This window comes from Shewanella pealeana ATCC 700345 (assembly GCF_000018285.1).
Lineage (GTDB): Bacteria > Pseudomonadota > Gammaproteobacteria > Enterobacterales > Shewanellaceae > Shewanella > Shewanella pealeana.
Window position 1 is genome coordinate 3,994,725 of the sequence record NC_009901.1, and the last position, 16,061, is coordinate 4,010,785.

The 16,061-nt window shown below is 42.8% G+C and carries 11 protein-coding genes, 1 pseudogene and 1 riboswitch; of the genes and pseudogenes, 4 read left to right on the plus strand and 8 right to left on the minus strand.

Annotated elements, in window-relative coordinates:
- Positions 1–12: 12 nt before the first annotated feature.
- The 3 genes from SPEA_RS17195 to SPEA_RS17210 all read right to left on the minus strand — a co-directional run bounded on the left by SPEA_RS17195 (position 13) and on the right by SPEA_RS17210 (position 3,472).
- On the minus strand, positions 13–414 hold the full coding sequence (locus SPEA_RS17195; RefSeq protein WP_012156473.1) for a ribosome recycling factor family protein: 402 nt from the start codon (positions 412–414) through the stop codon (positions 13–15).
- Positions 415–540: 126 nt separating this feature from the next.
- Positions 541–1,775 (minus strand): IS3-like element ISSpe1 family transposase gene (locus SPEA_RS22845; RefSeq protein ID WP_086024287.1). Its coding sequence is split into 2 segments (ribosomal slippage): positions 541–1,418 and positions 1,418–1,775, totalling 1,236 coding nucleotides; the frame shifts between segments, so codons are not numbered across the junction.
- Positions 1,776–1,888: 113 nt separating this feature from the next.
- Entirely contained in the window at positions 1,889–3,472 is a 1,584-nt protein-coding gene (locus SPEA_RS17210; RefSeq protein WP_012156474.1) for a Na+/H+ antiporter NhaC family protein, read from the minus strand.
- 82 nt (positions 3,473–3,554) lie between these two features.
- Positions 3,555–3,728, minus strand: a riboswitch (Lysine riboswitch).
- A gap of 456 nt (positions 3,729–4,184) precedes the next feature.
- Here SPEA_RS17210 and SPEA_RS17215 point away from each other — a divergent pair.
- The 3 genes from SPEA_RS17215 to SPEA_RS17225 all read left to right on the plus strand — a co-directional run bounded on the left by SPEA_RS17215 (position 4,185) and on the right by SPEA_RS17225 (position 5,680).
- Positions 4,185–4,373 (plus strand): hypothetical protein, encoded by a 189-nt coding sequence (locus tag SPEA_RS17215; RefSeq protein ID WP_012156475.1) that lies wholly within the window; start codon positions 4,185–4,187, stop codon positions 4,371–4,373.
- 518 nt (positions 4,374–4,891) lie between these two features.
- Entirely contained in the window at positions 4,892–5,101 is a 210-nt protein-coding gene (cspE, locus tag SPEA_RS17220; RefSeq protein WP_012156476.1) for a transcription antiterminator/RNA stability regulator CspE, read from the plus strand.
- Between the two features lie 369 nt (positions 5,102–5,470).
- Positions 5,471–5,680 carry a hypothetical protein gene (locus SPEA_RS17225; protein WP_012156477.1) on the plus strand — a complete coding sequence of 70 codons (210 nt, stop codon included), beginning with the start codon at positions 5,471–5,473 and terminating at the stop codon, positions 5,678–5,680.
- A 454-nt stretch (positions 5,681–6,134) separates the two neighbouring features.
- Here the strand turns inward: SPEA_RS17225 and SPEA_RS17230 are convergent, their stop codons facing one another.
- Positions 6,135–8,102 carry a multiheme c-type cytochrome gene (locus tag SPEA_RS17230; protein WP_012156478.1) on the minus strand — a complete coding sequence of 656 codons (1,968 nt, stop codon included), beginning with the start codon at positions 8,100–8,102 and terminating at the stop codon, positions 6,135–6,137.
- A gap of 1,318 nt (positions 8,103–9,420) precedes the next feature.
- Positions 9,421–10,509 (minus strand): DUF3083 family protein, encoded by a 1,089-nt coding sequence (locus SPEA_RS17235; protein WP_012156479.1) that lies wholly within the window; start codon positions 10,507–10,509, stop codon positions 9,421–9,423.
- A 431-nt stretch (positions 10,510–10,940) separates the two neighbouring features.
- Between SPEA_RS17235 and SPEA_RS23525 the strand changes: the two are divergent.
- Positions 10,941–11,273 (plus strand): annotated as a pseudogene (locus SPEA_RS23525) (acyloxyacyl hydrolase); the annotation flags it as partial.
- A 99-nt stretch (positions 11,274–11,372) separates the two neighbouring features.
- Here SPEA_RS23525 and SPEA_RS17240 read toward each other — a convergent pair.
- The 3 genes from SPEA_RS17240 to SPEA_RS17250 form a co-directional block, all read right to left on the minus strand.
- Complete coding sequence (locus SPEA_RS17240; RefSeq protein WP_012156480.1) at positions 11,373–13,004, minus strand: methyl-accepting chemotaxis protein; 1,632 nt, start codon at positions 13,002–13,004, stop codon at positions 11,373–11,375.
- A gap of 286 nt (positions 13,005–13,290) precedes the next feature.
- Positions 13,291–14,478 carry a GGDEF domain-containing protein gene (locus SPEA_RS17245; protein WP_049767982.1) on the minus strand — a complete coding sequence of 396 codons (1,188 nt, stop codon included), beginning with the start codon at positions 14,476–14,478 and terminating at the stop codon, positions 13,291–13,293.
- A 489-nt stretch (positions 14,479–14,967) separates the two neighbouring features.
- Positions 14,968–15,891: a glucosaminidase domain-containing protein gene (locus SPEA_RS17250; protein ID WP_012156482.1), complete on the minus strand. Its 924-nt coding sequence runs from the start codon at positions 15,889–15,891 to the stop codon at positions 14,968–14,970.
- Between the last annotated feature and the right edge of the window lie 170 nt (positions 15,892–16,061).

A 16,061-nucleotide genomic window follows, 5' to 3' on the forward strand; every position in this document is an offset into this window, starting at 1 on the left:
AGAGAAGAGAGACTACCAAGTATCTGCATCGAAGCGAGCGGCTCTAGCCTCAGCCTGAGTACACTCTGTCATGTGCATCAGTTCGGCTAAGGTAATATTTGGGTCTTCACGGATCAAGCGGACCAGCTTTGCTTCTAACGGCTCAAGCTTGTCCGCATGGCTAAGCAATGCTGCGTCGATTTTTCGAATAAGGTAAGTAAACTCACTCCCCCCAGAGCCTATTTGCACTATTTTTAGCTGCTGGCAAAAAGATTGAATACTGATAGCCTCACCTGTTACCCCCCAGTTTCTTGAGCGGCGCACACGCTTAAGCTCACAATTGAATTGCTGAGCAAGGGTTTGTGCTTGCTTTACCGCTTCACGGCCAATTCGATGAATGAGTGAGGGAAGCGAGATGGTGATATCTTGTTTCATAGTGGTGTAGTAAGGGGTCTTAGGCGATATCCAATCACGCTATTTTTTCAGTCTAAACGGAAAAACTCAAGTCATGCTTGTGGGGACATAGCTGTGTCCCGTCCTGAAATAGGTTGACGGTTTTTACTAGACCAGTAGCTTCTGCTGCTGGTCTTTTTTATGCACTTGATTAGGTGTTTTCATACCCAAGCTTAAGTGCGGTCTCAGCTCATTGTATATAAAAATTGACTCCTCAACGAGTTGCTTTAACTCATTAAGGTTGCAGCAAGGAGATAATAGAAACTCTTGCTTTAATATCCCATTTATACGTTCTGCTAGTGCGTTTTGGTAGCAGTCATATCCATCGGTCATTGATGCGCGGATGTCACTTCTTTGCAACGCTAACTGATAAACGGCAGAGCAATACTGTAACCCTCTGTCTGAGTGATGCACTGCTCGATGTTGATACTGCCGATTACTTATCGTCATTTCTAACGCTTTGACTACGTCTGTAGCTTTCATTTCATTACTTAATTCATATCCCATTATTTTACGACTGAACGCGTCAGTTACCAATGATAGATAATGTATGCCTTGCTCTGATTGCACATATGTTATATCACTAACAAACACCTCTTCAGGTGCTGTTGGCACTAACTCTTTCAGTAAATTTGGATGTTTCTTCATCCAATGTTTACTGTTAGTCGTCTTGGTATAATTACGCTTAGGTTTGACTAACAAGCCTTCACTTTTCAAGTAACTAAAGAAGTTATCGCGCCCAAGTTTAATCCCTTTCTCGATGAACTTAGGTTTAAGTAAAAAGTAGAGTTTCTTGCCACCAATCCGAGGCATAAACCGACGGATATCTAGTATCATCGCTCTTACAGGGGCTAACTCCATTGCTCTACAATTCGCTCTTCGTTCTCTTTGATAGATAGCTTGTCTTGTTATACCCAGAAGCTTACAAGCGCGATTTAAGCTCGTTACTTTCTGTTTTTGAAGACTTCTCGCTCCCTGGCTAAGTACTTTTTTCTAAGGCCAGCTCCATATTCTGCATCAATAATATCAACGGCTTCATTGAGTAATAGATTACGTAAGTGCTCATCTTCCAGCTCTTTTTCAAGGCGCTTAATCTTTTGAGCTGGGGTTTCTTTAGCTTTAGTTGTTTTTGGCATAGTCATTCTCACTGGTTGAGTCCAGTCCATCTTACCGTGCTTTCTAAGCCAAGTAAGTACCGTGGAGCGACCTTGGATGCCATAGGTTGTTTGAGCTTGTTTATAAGTCATATCGCCTTTTTCTACGGCAGCTACAACTTGTAATTTAAAGCCTAACGAATAATCTCGCTGTGTTCGCTTAACGCGGGCTGGTATTGGTGTAGTCATTATAAAGTCCTAAATGTGTAAACACATTTCAGGACAAGACACTGAAAATAAAAAAGGCCCGTAAAGGGCCTTTTCTTTGGGTTAACTTTTCGCGTTAAACCCTCGGTAACTGGCTATGCATTAGCTGGTAGCATTTGCTGTCTTTTATGACGACGAAGATGGAATACACAGTTCGCGATAAACCATAGGCTACTCACCGCAATACCGGCAAGGGTTGAGCCAGTGATGCCCATCGCCAGATAACCGAGGAAGGCACCAAAGGCAACCGTAACGGCATAGGGCAGCTGGGTCATAACATGGTCCATATGATGACAGCTCGCGCCTGTCGCCGATAAGATACTGGTACTCGATATAGGTGAGCTATGGTCACCAAATACAGAGCCAGCCAATACCGCCGCAAGCATAGGCATTAATAGACTTGCGTCACTGGCAATAGCGATATCACCAGCCAGTGGCAACATGATGCCAAACGTGCCCCAGCTAGTACCGGTGGCAAATGACATCCCGCATGCTAAAACAAACACTAAGGCTGGTAGAAGCTGAACCGGAATGCTGCTCTTAGTCAACGCTGCTAAGTATTGGCCAGTTTGCATATCGCTCACCACAGTACCAATTGTCCAAGCAAACAGCAGGATAATAATCGCAGGCATCATAGCCTGAACACCTTGTGGCGCTGCAGATAACCATGTTTTTGCTGGCAACTTTAATCGCAGGGCGAGCACGATAGAGACGGCAAGACTACACAGCGCCGCATATACCAAGGACGAGCCCACATCGGTATGCTCAAGAGAGCCTATCAAGCTAAACGCTTGGCCCTTAGCCGACAGGGCATCGGCGCCACTCATCACCATGAAGAAGATGCTCGACAGGGTTAAGGTCGCAATAGGTAAGACCATATCAATCATGCCACCACGGCCTTGCCCCTCGGTGGTGATTTCAAGCCCTTTAGGGCGTCCTTTAGACTCATCCCACAGCTTGCCCTCTTGCGCCCAACGTTCATGTTGACGCATAGGGCCAATGTCGAGCTGAAAAGCAATGACGACAAGTACCATTAACAGAGTAAACACCGCATATAGGTTCATTGGGATCATCTGTACAAACATGGCAATAGGGCTGATATCGGTAATACCATTTGTCACCAAAATACCGCCTAAGATCGCAATGATAAATGCGCCCCAAGAGGAGATCGGCATGATGACGCACACAGGCGCGGCAGTTGAATCCAGCAGATAAGCCAGCTTTGCCCGCGAGATCTGGAATCTATCCGTTACCGGGCGGCAGATAGGGCCAACTGACAAACTGTGAAAAAAGTCATCGATAAAGAAGGCAAAGACCATTAAGCCGGTAAGCATATTGGCACTGCGGCGGTCTTTACAACGACGCACTCCCCACTCAGCAAAGGCTCTGGTCGCCCCCGTAGCCGTCATCAGGCTGATCAAACCACCGAGCAGCAACATAAACAGTAACATATTGACGTTGCCGCTATTGATAGCGCCATCGGCCCAAAAGATCCCGGAGACAATATTAAACAGATAGTGAAGTGCATTCAGCGGATTATAGCTGTTTAACAGTATGGCACCGGCAAGAATACCAACCCCTAAGGATAGCAGTACACGGCGGGTCGTAATGGCGAGGATAACGGCTAACAGTGGTGGCACCACCGACAGCAGGGAATCGGAATATTGAACTAAACTCATGATCTCGTAACACCTATTATTTAGGTGGAGATCTACCAAAAGGATAGAGAAACAGATTTCAGTCGAAATAATACTTCTTACCCCTTTAGGTAGCGCTCCATAGACAACATAACTATGGCAGTCCTGCATCTGTTAAATGCAGACCCAGCGATTGTTGATGACGCAACAATAACTTCGGCGCTGACTCCTTTCCCCAGATGTCTTAGGTGTCACCCTCTATCTGGATACTTTTAGGCAGCGCGCCTCTACTCAAAGGATTAAGCCTAGATAATACTCATAGATTTGTGAGTTGCAAGAATATTTATTCAATCATCCTCTAAGGTATGCCCCTCCCCACTTAGTGGTTGATTTTCACACTACAAAATAGCGTTAACTAGCACAAACTCACTCATACGTCGTGCAACGACGTGCGGAGGGGACCATCTTAGCCATAAAGAGGTATAACATTCAATCTGACGGAATATTGCTCTACCTAAGCACCCTCTAGCCATCAAATTCAGTGATTTATATCGCCACTATAAAAAGGAAAAACGGCTAACTCTCTCAGGATTGATTTAGATCAATGAGCACCTACGCCTTTTCGGGTCATATAAAGGTGAGCTCGATCACAAACAGCATTTACAACTACACCGACCGGCTCACGCAAGCACAGCTTTTACTGCTGTGAATAGCAATAATTCTAATAATGAAACCAAAAATATAGAGGTACCCTATGGAATTACTACCAAATTGTTATACCGATCTATGCGTTAATGGGAAATGGTTTCACTATGATCACGGTGCCAACTCAGTATTCATGCTCAATGGTAGTAAGCCACTCACCTTTGAGTTAGATTCGTTACCTAAAACCGAAGATGAACTAGAGATGCATTTAAGCGCAATTTCTTCCGAGCTCATCTAGCGTATCCAAAGCAAGCGAACTGATTTGGGTGATCATCTAAAATAGGCCGAATTAGGCCTATTCTGCTTATTTTTGGTGGTGCAAGCCGCTATCATTTTTAGTGCCCTCTATTGCCAAGCACTTGTAACGCGCTCCGGGTTTTCATCACCACAACCACCATGAGCTAAACACTACAAAACTAATAACATCTAAAAAATATAGGTACTTAAATACAAAAAACCTCAAATTGTGCAGTCCAAAAGCTGGAAGCCACAGGTCGTTTTTCAGGCTGAACCTACAGGCTATTGTAAAAAACTTAAAAATAAATATGGACAACGTTAAATTATCGGGTACTATTTATCTCGCTCTGCTATTGAGAGTGATTAATGAAACATAAAAGTAAAACATCAGAATTCCTTCGTTATTGTTGTTATCCTCAGTTTTCCCTTATCTTCATCATCACATTAAATAATTCAATTTTTCAGTGCATCGCATAATGCGACAATTTTTTATGAATTTAAATATATAAGGGACACAACATGTCTAATACAACTGGTATCGTAAAATGGTTTAACGAAGAGAAAGGTTTTGGTTTCATTACTCAAGACAACGGCGGCGCTGACGTATTCGTTCACTTCCGTGCAATCACTTCAGACGGCTTCAAGACTTTGGCTGAAGGCCAGAAAGTATCTTTCGAAGTAGAGCAAGGTCAAAAAGGCCTTCAAGCAGCTAACGTAATCGCGCTGTAACTTCGTAAGTTGACGTAAATGGTTTTATAACCATTTACGTCATTTCAAACTAACGCCAAAACACTAACGTTAGTAAATCAACTTCAACAAAAATGCTTTAATCAACATTTATACTGTATCTGCGAAAACATTAACATTTCAATCATCTGCTTGTTGTATATGTCATTACGTTTCTGAATCACTTCGTTATATTCTTATAAATCCAAATTAAACATCAAAAATAAAGACTAATTTTAAGTTTTACTTATTTTTACGTCATCATTTTAAAAAAGGTTAACTATGTCTCGTACATCGGGTCCAAAACGATTTTGGTTTCACCAATCAAAAAAGAAATCAGCACAAACTAAAATAACCAAAAAAAGGGTATAAATGAGAGTAAATTTTAATATTTTTAAAGATAACATTTCTTGGAATGCACTAATCCACCAGTTAAATGGTGATGTACTATTGCGTCATGTTCTAGTGAAAGGCAATGTCGTAGACAGAAATATAGACTTTATCTATTGTGATGAAACCTGCCAAGGTAAAATCATTAATGGTGATAACCAGCTTATCGGTAATTTTTCAACCTCCTACTAGTAAACTCACAGGCACGGGCTCCAAGCACCCAATGTCACTCTTAAGTCTGCCACTTTAAGAGCAGACAGAAGCTAAGAGAATTGACGGAGAATTCGGTCGAACAATCCGTATCTCAGCAATGACTAGCCCTAGATAAAGAGCCTTGCCTACCATAGATAAAACATCATTCGGTCACACAAGACTCAGATTCTCCCCTAGGATTTAAGAGCTGTGCGGTGGGTGCTCACAAACCATAAATAATCTTCAGATAATTAACAGCAAAGTAATCCACCGACCGACGTAGCAGGCTTAAAGTAAAAAGGCCCCGAAGGGCCTTGGCATGTGCGTTAAATTTACGTATCTAGGGCGGCGGTTAAACTCCACTATCTACCTTTAGACAATCTGCAGGGACATGCTAAGGGTGAAGTGCGTCAGATACCGACCAGAGTTACCTGTCAGCCCAATACACGCTTACCTACCGCTCAAACACGTGGTATTTCTCGATGGCAAATGTCTTACCTGTGGCGTGACAGGTTGCACAAGATTCAGATGTTGGCGCTGTGTACCACTCACCATCATCACCAGCACCTTTCTCGGCACTTAGCTCTCCGCCATTTTGAACCATATGGTTTAAAGCTTGGTCGCTGTCATGACAGGCATAACAGTTAGCTAATACTGGGCTAGACATCTTAGTGGTATCGCCAGCGTGATAAGCTTGTGAACGAATATACTGGTTTGGTACGGCATAAAGGTCGATACCATCGGCGTGACATGCGACACAGTTTTCAGCATTAAGCTTAGCAGCTGAGTTAGCAATGCCATCGTCATCATTTACCGTGTTGCCTACCCCCCAATGCATGCTGTGGACCATAGGACCAAATCCTGGTGCAGACATTTTTGACTTGCGGTCTTGGCCATTGTTATGACACGCAACACAATCTATGCCCCCCTCTTGATAGCTACCATTTTTATGATAGTTACTCTCACTGTTATGACAGCTAGTACAACTATCATTGGTGACAGCAAGACGACGATCATACTTACCTTCAGGTGTAAATGTTGGCACTGTAACCGCAGGATCATAAATATCAGTCGAAACAACATCTGAATAAGATGTCAATGTCACGCCGGAATAGCCCGGGTCCATACCGTCATTCATGTCAAAGGTGACTCTAGAGCTCGCAGATAGATTTGAGTTTGCAAAACCCGTTACAAGATCTGGGTAACAGACTGAACGCGTACCGTCTTCACGCTCAACATATTGATGAGCACCATAGGCATTGGCTCTACCAACAAGGGTATTGTGCTTACTGTCATAACCATGAATATAAGCGCCTGCATAGCTCAACTTATCGCCATATAAATTAGCAATATTAAGCTGAGTTTGAGTTTCACCTTCGATTTTAAACAACTTCAGGTCAGTACAAACAGCTCCTGTTGGTTTATCAGTCCAAGTAACATCCTTGTCCCAGTAAGGGGCTGATAGGGTCGTAGTATGTGACTCGCGGATCTGTTGACGCTCTACAAGCCCTGATTTAGTCGCGTGGAGTTCGCGTACATCGACATCGTCGGCAAAAGCGGCAATCTTATCATTCAGGACGGCGCCCGATGCGTGACAATCAACACAGCCATTACCCGCTATGCTCGTGTTCATTACAGGCTCTGCGTGGCAGGTAGAGCAGTTAGTCACTTGGAAATCACGTTCGAATGATTGATGATTAATATGACCTATTTTTTGCAGAGTATTTTTCGCATAACCACCATTTTCCTCATTACGGGAAATATTGCCATGACAGACCATACAACCTGCAACGAAATCGACCTTGCCCTCTAGATCGATAGCCGTATAACTAGGATGAGGGAAATCAGATGTACCGTAATCCACATGGCATGAATAGCAGGTCTCTGTGGTTGTTGTATGCAATGCATCAGGTTTGTCGACGATTAGTGGCATACTGCGGGCAATCGAAACAGTATCATTAACTTCAGCTCCTCCGACGCGCAACCAAACAATCCCTGTGTCTCCCGCCTTCACATGCTCCATCGGCATAACAAAGCTATAATTACCCGCTTCATTAATAGCTAATGAGGCGCCTTCAGGATTGCTATCTTTTGTCGCATCAAAAGTGCCATAGCCGCCAAGAGTGCCTTCACCTGAACGACTTAATCCAATACCTTTTTCAGTTTGTATGGCGAACTTAGCTTCAGCCTTTTGCAGGCCCTCTATTATTACACCGTCTTCATTAATAGCCTGAAACTCGAAGCTAATTTGACCATCTTCTATGGTATGATTTATTAACTCAATTTTAGTTTCTACAGAACTGCCAATGGTGGGAGGGATATACTCGCCATCGGTGCCATCTTTACCATCATCACCACATGCACTTAGGCCCATTGCTGCTGCAACCGCTAATACTAAATAGCGTTTATTTAAACTCATCATAGTCATCCTAATAGTATTGTTGTTTTTATTGCTTGAAAATAGTATTTACTTATTACAAATAAAATTGTGAACTAGGCACCACTAATAAAGCGTAAAAACAACAATTTATATAAGTTGTGACCTTGCAAAATTATTAAAATTCCAGAAAACAACAACAACACAAAGATCACATATGTGAATTCTAAATTCTAAAAACCGTGGCAACAGAAATACACTCAAATATCTGGAGATTGTTTAATCGACGTTAAGGCAAGTTAAAACTCATAGCGCTGTCGATATTGATAAGTAATTGCTTAAGAGTAATAACTTCTGTCAGCAGTATAAATCCCTACGTCATACACGCTAAGCTGTACGTGCCCCTACCCAATATATTTAACCAGCCAAACCCGAACCGTCGACCGACAAACACTAACAAAAGCGCAGAATCAAGTGATATAAACCATCAGGATATAAAATACAAAATAGCTAATCATCCTGCGTTCGATATTGACTAATGCCCCCTATAGCTCGCTAGAACACAAAGTTTAGCTAGCAGCCCTCTTGCATGCTTCACGCAATTACGGCTTTGGTTTTTCATACTGATATCTTTAACAATAAATGCAGCAAAAAATTTGAGAGGAGCCCTATGAATGACTATCGAATTGTGCGCTGAACTATACATTAGCGGGAGATATATTCACTACGTTCATGATGCAAACTGTATATTCATGCTAATGACAGTGGTTCAAAGTCCCCTTAATTAAACTAATCAAAAAGGAAAAACTGAACTAAAGATGTATTTAGCCGATATCGCTATAATTCGCATACCCAATAATTGACTAATCACTGTTAACATGTTTTTAAATAGCCATAGCAGTTCTTGTTGAAGGTAGACCCATCCAATTAACCGCCCCTATAATAACCATGTAAATACTTAGCACGGTTCTAATTTCATCTTCATTTATATTTTTCATTAAATGAGTCAAAAAACTGTTCATTACCACTTAATTAGTCAGATTTATAATTATTAAGTTTCACTACTAATAGCGTGACAACATAAGCCCCCCCCCACTATAAATAGCGACAGCGATACTGATTTGTAACAACAGATTATAGGTGTTGCCGCAGTGGAAGTATTATCCCCAGCGATTATCTGTGCTCATATAGTAAAGGGACAAGTACAGTTATGGCACTCAAGACTCAGCATAAAATCGCTAGTCACACAGAGTCATGAAACGATCCCATCAGCCAATAAGAGCTTTTCACACAACCACTCGCGTCGCTAATGTGAAAAGCACATAATACTAGATGGGCTTAATTGACCAACTTGTGAAGACGCTTACTCGCAAGTAAGCTGCTCTGGGGCTTGATAACTAATGTGCTGATGGAACCGCACTATAAGCTCATCCCGTGACTTATCTAACGCTAATTCAGATGTCATGCTTCTTAGCGCATCTTCAACTCGATTCAAATAACGGCCAAGCGCGCCATCTTTACAGTCGTTAATACCTGCGGCGATAGTAAAACTCACCATCTCGACTAACTTATTGCCGTCCCAGTGACGAATAAACTGCTGCTCTTCTATATTCGGATCGAAGCCAAGCATTTGTACCTCGTCAGTACCATCAACTTGATCGAATTTACTGTTACGTACAAGCGGGGTTAACCCATTAGCAACCATTGCAATTCGCTTAAGCTGTTTAGCTGAAGCCGCCTGCACAAATGCATCCTCAAGCTTCTGATACAGCGGGGTAAAGTCATCTGTATGCTCTGGCAACATAGCCTGCTTAAGCTTACGACTCAAAGGCAGCTTTACCGTGACATAGCACAGTGAACCGTGTGCTTCAGGGATCGGACACTGTCTTGCTCTATATCTGTCGCTAATCGAGCGTAGCTTGTAGCCATAGCTCTCTTTATTGCCCTTGGCTTTGGCAAACAGATCATATGATAGGTGTTGATGATCGCGGATCTTGATGGTGAGACCTTTCTCCGGCAGCTGAGGTAAAAGTTTGCCGAGGAAAGTCTGCACCCGAATATGAAAATTAGCAGAGTTACTGCGAATTTCGTCACCGGTTGCTAAGAATGCGATCCTAATTTTTCTGGCGCGGTAATCATCTTTACTATGAAGGCTTTGGGCTTCATGGTACTCAGGATTATAGAAGAAGATGATCTGCTCTTCGGTTGGGAAGCAATACGCCTCAGAGTGAAAACGTACTACAGGTAACTTATCGTTAGTGATCACATGCAGGTTATATAACTCTTCTTGCTCACCAAGGCTGAAAATAGCGCGGCTAAGGGTCTGATAACAGGTTTTGTAATCGGGATAATGGGCCAGCAACGCATCCGTTACTTTAATCTCTGCGGTGATATATTGATTGGCTCGTACGTCCTTGGGAATGTACACTTTTTGCTGATGGCTAAGGGACATAAATACTCCTTGTGATAAGTTAACCATGCCTAGTTCGGTGCCTATACTAGCGACTATTTATGACGAGTTTGCTGCGACAGGACACATTTCTAATACTTGATAGCAACATAATACTCCCCGAAAATGATTTATTTCTTAAAATCATATACCTAAGTGACAAAGCACAATAAACACCAGCTAAACTCTATACCTACTGAACATAAACAGTCAGAAACATAAAACACAGGCGGTAACATGGATGAAGAGCCTGCTCTTTGGTTACTTACTCGCATTCACATCAATCTGCCATGCAAGCTCAGGGCTAGATATCGCCCACGGCTTCTCGCCAGCAAAAAGCAGCGCCCTCGACAAAGGGCAAACTTGGGGGTTGTCTTACTCCCATAGCGTTCATTCGCTCGATAGTTTATTAAAAAAAATATAGCCTAAACCTTAGGCTTGCAGTCTCTCTACAGAGATGGAGCGGCGACCCCCATAAAACCAATCATGTCATCAGCCTTAACCCTATTTTTCAATATCAATGGCAGCTTGAGCCGTTAAGTATTTACCTTGAAATAGGCGTTGGTGCAGCTTACATCCACAATACCGCTTATCTAGACCGCGACTTAGGAACAAATTGGTTATTTGAATATAGAATAGGCTTAGGTGTTATTTTCAATCAGAATCATAGAGTAGGCTTATCTTTTATCCATTACTCAAATACCGAACTCGCCAGTATCAACGATGGCGCTGACTCAATTGGACTGAGTTATGGCTATTTTTGGTAAAATAATAAATAAAAAGAGTAAACACTGAGATGGTAATACAAAAGAGGCTGTTGAATTCGATAGCCTGCACTACCGAATTCAACAAAAGATACTGATTAGCTATACCGTGCGGAATCGACGGATAATTTCGTCTAGGTTTACCGCTAACTGACTTAATTCATTGCTTGATTGAGACACTTGGACCGTACCTTCACTCACTCGACAAGCTGCATCGCTAATATTAATAATGTTTTGACTCAGCTCTTCAGTTACTGCTGTTTGTTGCTCTGTCGCGCTAGCAACTTGAATTGCCATATCATTAATTTGCGTGATCGCAGCATTAATATCCTCAATCGCCGCGCTAGCGCAACTTGCCTGCTCGACGCTATGCTTCATCTTATCCCGGCTTGAGCTCATGACTTTAACAGCTGTTTTTGAACGATTTTGCAGCAGTTCAATCGTCGATTTTATTTCATGGGCTGAATCTTGAGTACGGCTAGCCAATGTTCTCACTTCATCTGCAACGACCGCAAAACCACGCCCTTGCTCACCAGCTCGAGCGGCTTCAATTGCGGCATTCAAAGCCAGTAAGTTAGTCTGATCGGTAATATTGGTAATCACCTCGGCAATGACAGAAATCGCATCTGTGTCTTGCTGAAGTTGGCTGATCACTTCACTCACTGCGGTGATTTCAGATTCGGACTCATTGATCGCTATCATGGTATTAGCCACCACACGGCTACCACTATCGGCTGCAGTAACGGCCAATAATGCTTGTTCAGCTGTTTGGTTAGTATTACGAGCAATTTCCGAAATTGAAGATTGTAGCTCTGTCATGGCGGTGGCAACTTGATCCACTTCATGCTGCTGTTGCATCACGCCATTAGCCGACTCCCCAGCAATTGCACTGACCTCCTCTACTGCTGCAGCCAACTGAATAGAGCCTGCGCCGATCTGAGAGATGATATCCTGCAACTGATTACGCATTTGCAACAAAACCTTGGCCATATCACTAAATTCACGGCTATTAAATTGACTCATATCGATATCAACCGTTAAATCACCACTCTCAATCGCTAACAGCACCGACTTAGTGGCGTTAAGAGGCGAGAGAATGCGCTTTAGCATGAAGATCGCTGAACTCAACAAGGCAAATATGAAGACGACTGCAACCATAATCGTGCTGCGATTTAGTGAAGTCATGGCATCTGCAGCGGCATTTTTAGCAGCAAGCACTTTTTCGGCTTGCTGCTTCATTAGCTTGAAAATACCCTGCTCAACATTGTTATAAATATGCCAAGCATCCATCGAGCTCAACATCTGCCCGGCTGCCGCCGCGCCTTGAGACGTGTCACTATTGAGAAAGTCCTGATGTAGACGACTAAATTCGGCGATAGGATCCTTAAGCTGACTGAGCTGCGCCTGAGTCTCTGTGCTGACCACCCGTTCAGACTTAAGCATAATATCGTTAATATCCACAACCTGTTGATTCAAGTATTCTCTCGACTCTTCACTAATTGGTGAGGCCTGCACTCGGCGTAGACTGTAACCTAACTGTTCGCGGCGTAATCCAGACACTTTATTGAGTAACTGCGAAACCAGCTCACTGGTTTGGTTCTCCAGTTCGAGAGCGTATATTTGTTTTTCAACCTGCTTGCTATGGTAATTGATAAGCCCAAGAGACAAAGCAAAAATCATCAATAAGCTACTAAAAAGGGTAATAAATAATTGCTTGATGGAAAGATTTGACATACTAAAACCGTTTAAACCTATGCAGGCATATTAAAAAGGATCGGAATACTATCAGTTTACTTGGTCGAAACTGTGACCGACTGACAAATATTGACTCGTATAAATCCACTTACAATTATTTAAGTTTTCAATGAATTAGAGCATCATATAAAACCTAAATATAAAGCAGGTAAAAAATTAAAAATAACAGCACTAAACACTTATAATGACCGCTCAAAACTACGTTCAAATAAATAATTAATATTTCCCTATAACAATCACAATAAGGCTGATAAACAATACGACGTTAAACACAAACCTGATTACGCCCTTTTTTCTTGGCTCGATATAGTGCCTGATCGGACCGCTTCATGGTTTGCTCAAAAGTTTCACCGTTTTGGTGCTCTGCAACACCAATAGAGATGGTGACACTCACTGTCTTAGCTTTACCTTGTGTCTTGCCCCGGGTGGCTTTTGACTGACTCTTACGTTTCTCATCTCGCAGCACGATGTCGTATTCCTCTATCGACTCACGCACCTCTTCGAGATAATCCAACGTCGATGATGAGTCTTTACGAGGAAAGATGATGGTGAACTCTTCCCCCCCGTAGCGAAAGGCCCTTCCGCCACCGCGAACCCCTGCAATTTTACTGGCAACTAGCTTTAGCACCTGATCACCAACATCATGACCATAGGTGTCGTTGAATTTCTTAAAATGATCGATATCGAGCATAGCCACACTGTATTTACGGCCTAAAGATAGCACTAAGTTAAACAAGGCACGGCGTGAAGCTAAGCCCGTTAACTCATCACGATAGGCCAAAAAATAGGAGTCAGTCAGAACCGTCAAAATGTAAATGCTAGCTAATGCCGTCATCGATACCGCCAGCGGCAGTGTCTCTGGGCGAATAAATTGTGCAGTCCATAAGGCTAAGCTGATAAATATAGAAGTGTTAACCAAGTTAGCCTGCCAAGCTGCGCGTATCGCTACGATAAAGATGCACAGATAAAGAGGCGCTAATGTTCTCACATCCACATTAAACAGTTCAGGCAGGTATTGATCCAATAGCGGCTTAAATTCAGTGTTCAGCCATAGCCAGCCAAAAGCCGCCGCGAAGCTAACTATTATGCCCATTAGCCTGACTAAGCTATGGGGTGATAAGAGCCCCCTATCTTTAATGAAAGCAAACCAAGTCATAATGAACGTGCCGCCAAGCAAGATCTGCTCGGCATACTCTTGCTCTATCGTGCCCAACCAATCGTTTGTCGTACAAACAAAGTAAGCCAGCATGAATGCTGCAAGATAAGCTAGTCGACTACGGTTAAATTGCAGCGCTATCGCAATGCAAGCAGGGAGTAGCCAGTATGGAAGTTGCTCAATCACCCCTTGCCAAACTTGTAACTGGCCTTGATTAAACTGGAACAAAGTCAAAGCTAGACCTATGGCGATCATAGGAATAAAAAAATAACGGCAACTATGATAAATAGCAGACAAAACAAACCTCAATATGAATCTAATTAAATGCCTAGCTCTGAAATTCAGAGCAATTAGCTAGCTCAATCACCTAGGCAGGCAATACAGAGCCATTAGGGGAGTTAAGGGGGTGATAATTTAATACCAGCAATACTCGGCCTTATACCAATCTCTATAAGTCGACAATATTTTAATAAGATAAAGCTGGCGTAGGCGATTATCATAACAAGTGTGAAATAACACCTTTGTGTTCAACATCATAGATATCTAATTAGCAGACAAAAAGCCGCTATTGTCGAATGCGAGTCACTTAATGACGTGGCTCAGAGAAAATTAGAAAACGTCGAAAGATGGGAATCGACCACAAAGAACACGAAGAAAGGCAACTTCGAGCAGTTTCTTTTCTTCGTGTCCTCTGTGTAGCAAACGAAGTGAGCGCTTCGTGGTTTATAGCTTTTAAAACAAAGAGCCCTGTCTGTGCAGGGTTCTTTGTTTCTTGTTTATTAAAAACTAACCCTTAGCTCTACGAGCAAAGCGGTAGCGAATACTGTCACTCTCAGTTAATTTCGCAGAGTCGAAATCATCTAGGTGATGACGCTTAATCAGCGCGCGCAGGTTATCGACATATGCCTGACCACGGGTTGAATAATGCAGCAAAGATTGCACTAGCTCATCGCCAGTTAACTTTTTTTGCAGGCGTAATTGCTGGCGTAATTGCCTCAGCTCTTTATAAGCTAAGGTGGTATTAAGGTTATGCATATAACTTGCGGTGCTCTGATACAGGTTATCAAATGCCGCCACCTTGACATGACCGCCTGGTGTCGTTAAAAACTTGCCACCATTATGGGGCAGATGCTCTCCATAGAGGTTATTACCCGTGATGGCAAAATAACTGGTGCCCCAGCCGCTCTCATCTATGCCCTGAGCAAGCACCATACCCGCAGGAATAACATCTATGTGCAAGAGTAACTCTGCTATCGCCCCCGACTTAACCGCATAAGTATCAGCTAAGCTCTGTAACCAAAGCCTCTCTGCCTCGCTCCACTGGGATTTAGGTTTAGCAGACAGTGTTTGTAATTCATCTCTAATCTGTAAAATATCCCTGTTTACCGCCTTGATGGTGGGTAACAGCAGCCGAATAAAAGCAGATGTTTTTTGTGAAACGGGCAGCTCATTTAAATCACTTGGCAGGTTCTCAACAAAGTAACTGGGCAACATATTGCTTTGCTTAACGACCTTAAGCCGATAGTCGTGAGTATCAAAGGCCGCAATAAGCTCTTTGGCCGAGTGAAGCCTTGTTATGCTTACCTCTGGATAAGGCTGCTGAATCTGCTCTGGAGACAAAGGGGGACTCGGGTTAAGGGAGACTGGGTTAGCCAAGACAAAAGGTGAAGCAAGCAAAAGTAAACTAGCAAAAATTTTTACAAAGGACATTCGAGCTCTCTCTGTTGAAAGGAAAATCAGCCAAGTCACGCGACTATATAATAGCCCCCAAAATACCCCAAAAAAAGTAAAGACTATTTTGAGCCTAGTCGATATTTACTATTGAAATTGGTTTTCAACAAACAAAAAAGGCCGCAATTGCGACCTTTTAGCGGGTAGAA

Excerpts from the sequence above, each read along its gene's own strand:
- SPEA_RS17230 (WP_012156478.1), bottom strand. The coding sequence starts at position 8,102 with ATGATGAGTTTAAATAAACGCTATTTAGTATTAGCGGTTGCAGCAGCA.
- SPEA_RS17250 (WP_012156482.1), bottom strand. The coding sequence starts at position 15,891 with ATGTCCTTTGTAAAAATTTTTGCTAGTTTACTTTTGCTTGCTTCACCT.
- SPEA_RS17210 (WP_012156474.1), bottom strand. The coding sequence starts at position 3,472 with ATGAGTTTAGTTCAATATTCCGATTCCCTGCTGTCGGTGGTGCCACCA.
- SPEA_RS17235 (WP_012156479.1), bottom strand. The coding sequence starts at position 10,509 with ATGTCCCTTAGCCATCAGCAAAAAGTGTACATTCCCAAGGACGTACGA.
- SPEA_RS17225 (WP_012156477.1), top strand. The coding sequence starts at position 5,471 with ATGAGAGTAAATTTTAATATTTTTAAAGATAACATTTCTTGGAATGCA.
- SPEA_RS17240 (WP_012156480.1), bottom strand. The coding sequence starts at position 13,004 with ATGTCAAATCTTTCCATCAAGCAATTATTTATTACCCTTTTTAGTAGC.
- SPEA_RS17195 (WP_012156473.1), bottom strand. The coding sequence starts at position 414 with ATGAAACAAGATATCACCATCTCGCTTCCCTCACTCATTCATCGAATT.
- cspE (WP_012156476.1), top strand. The coding sequence starts at position 4,892 with ATGTCTAATACAACTGGTATCGTAAAATGGTTTAACGAAGAGAAAGGT.
- SPEA_RS17215 (WP_012156475.1), top strand. The coding sequence starts at position 4,185 with ATGGAATTACTACCAAATTGTTATACCGATCTATGCGTTAATGGGAAA.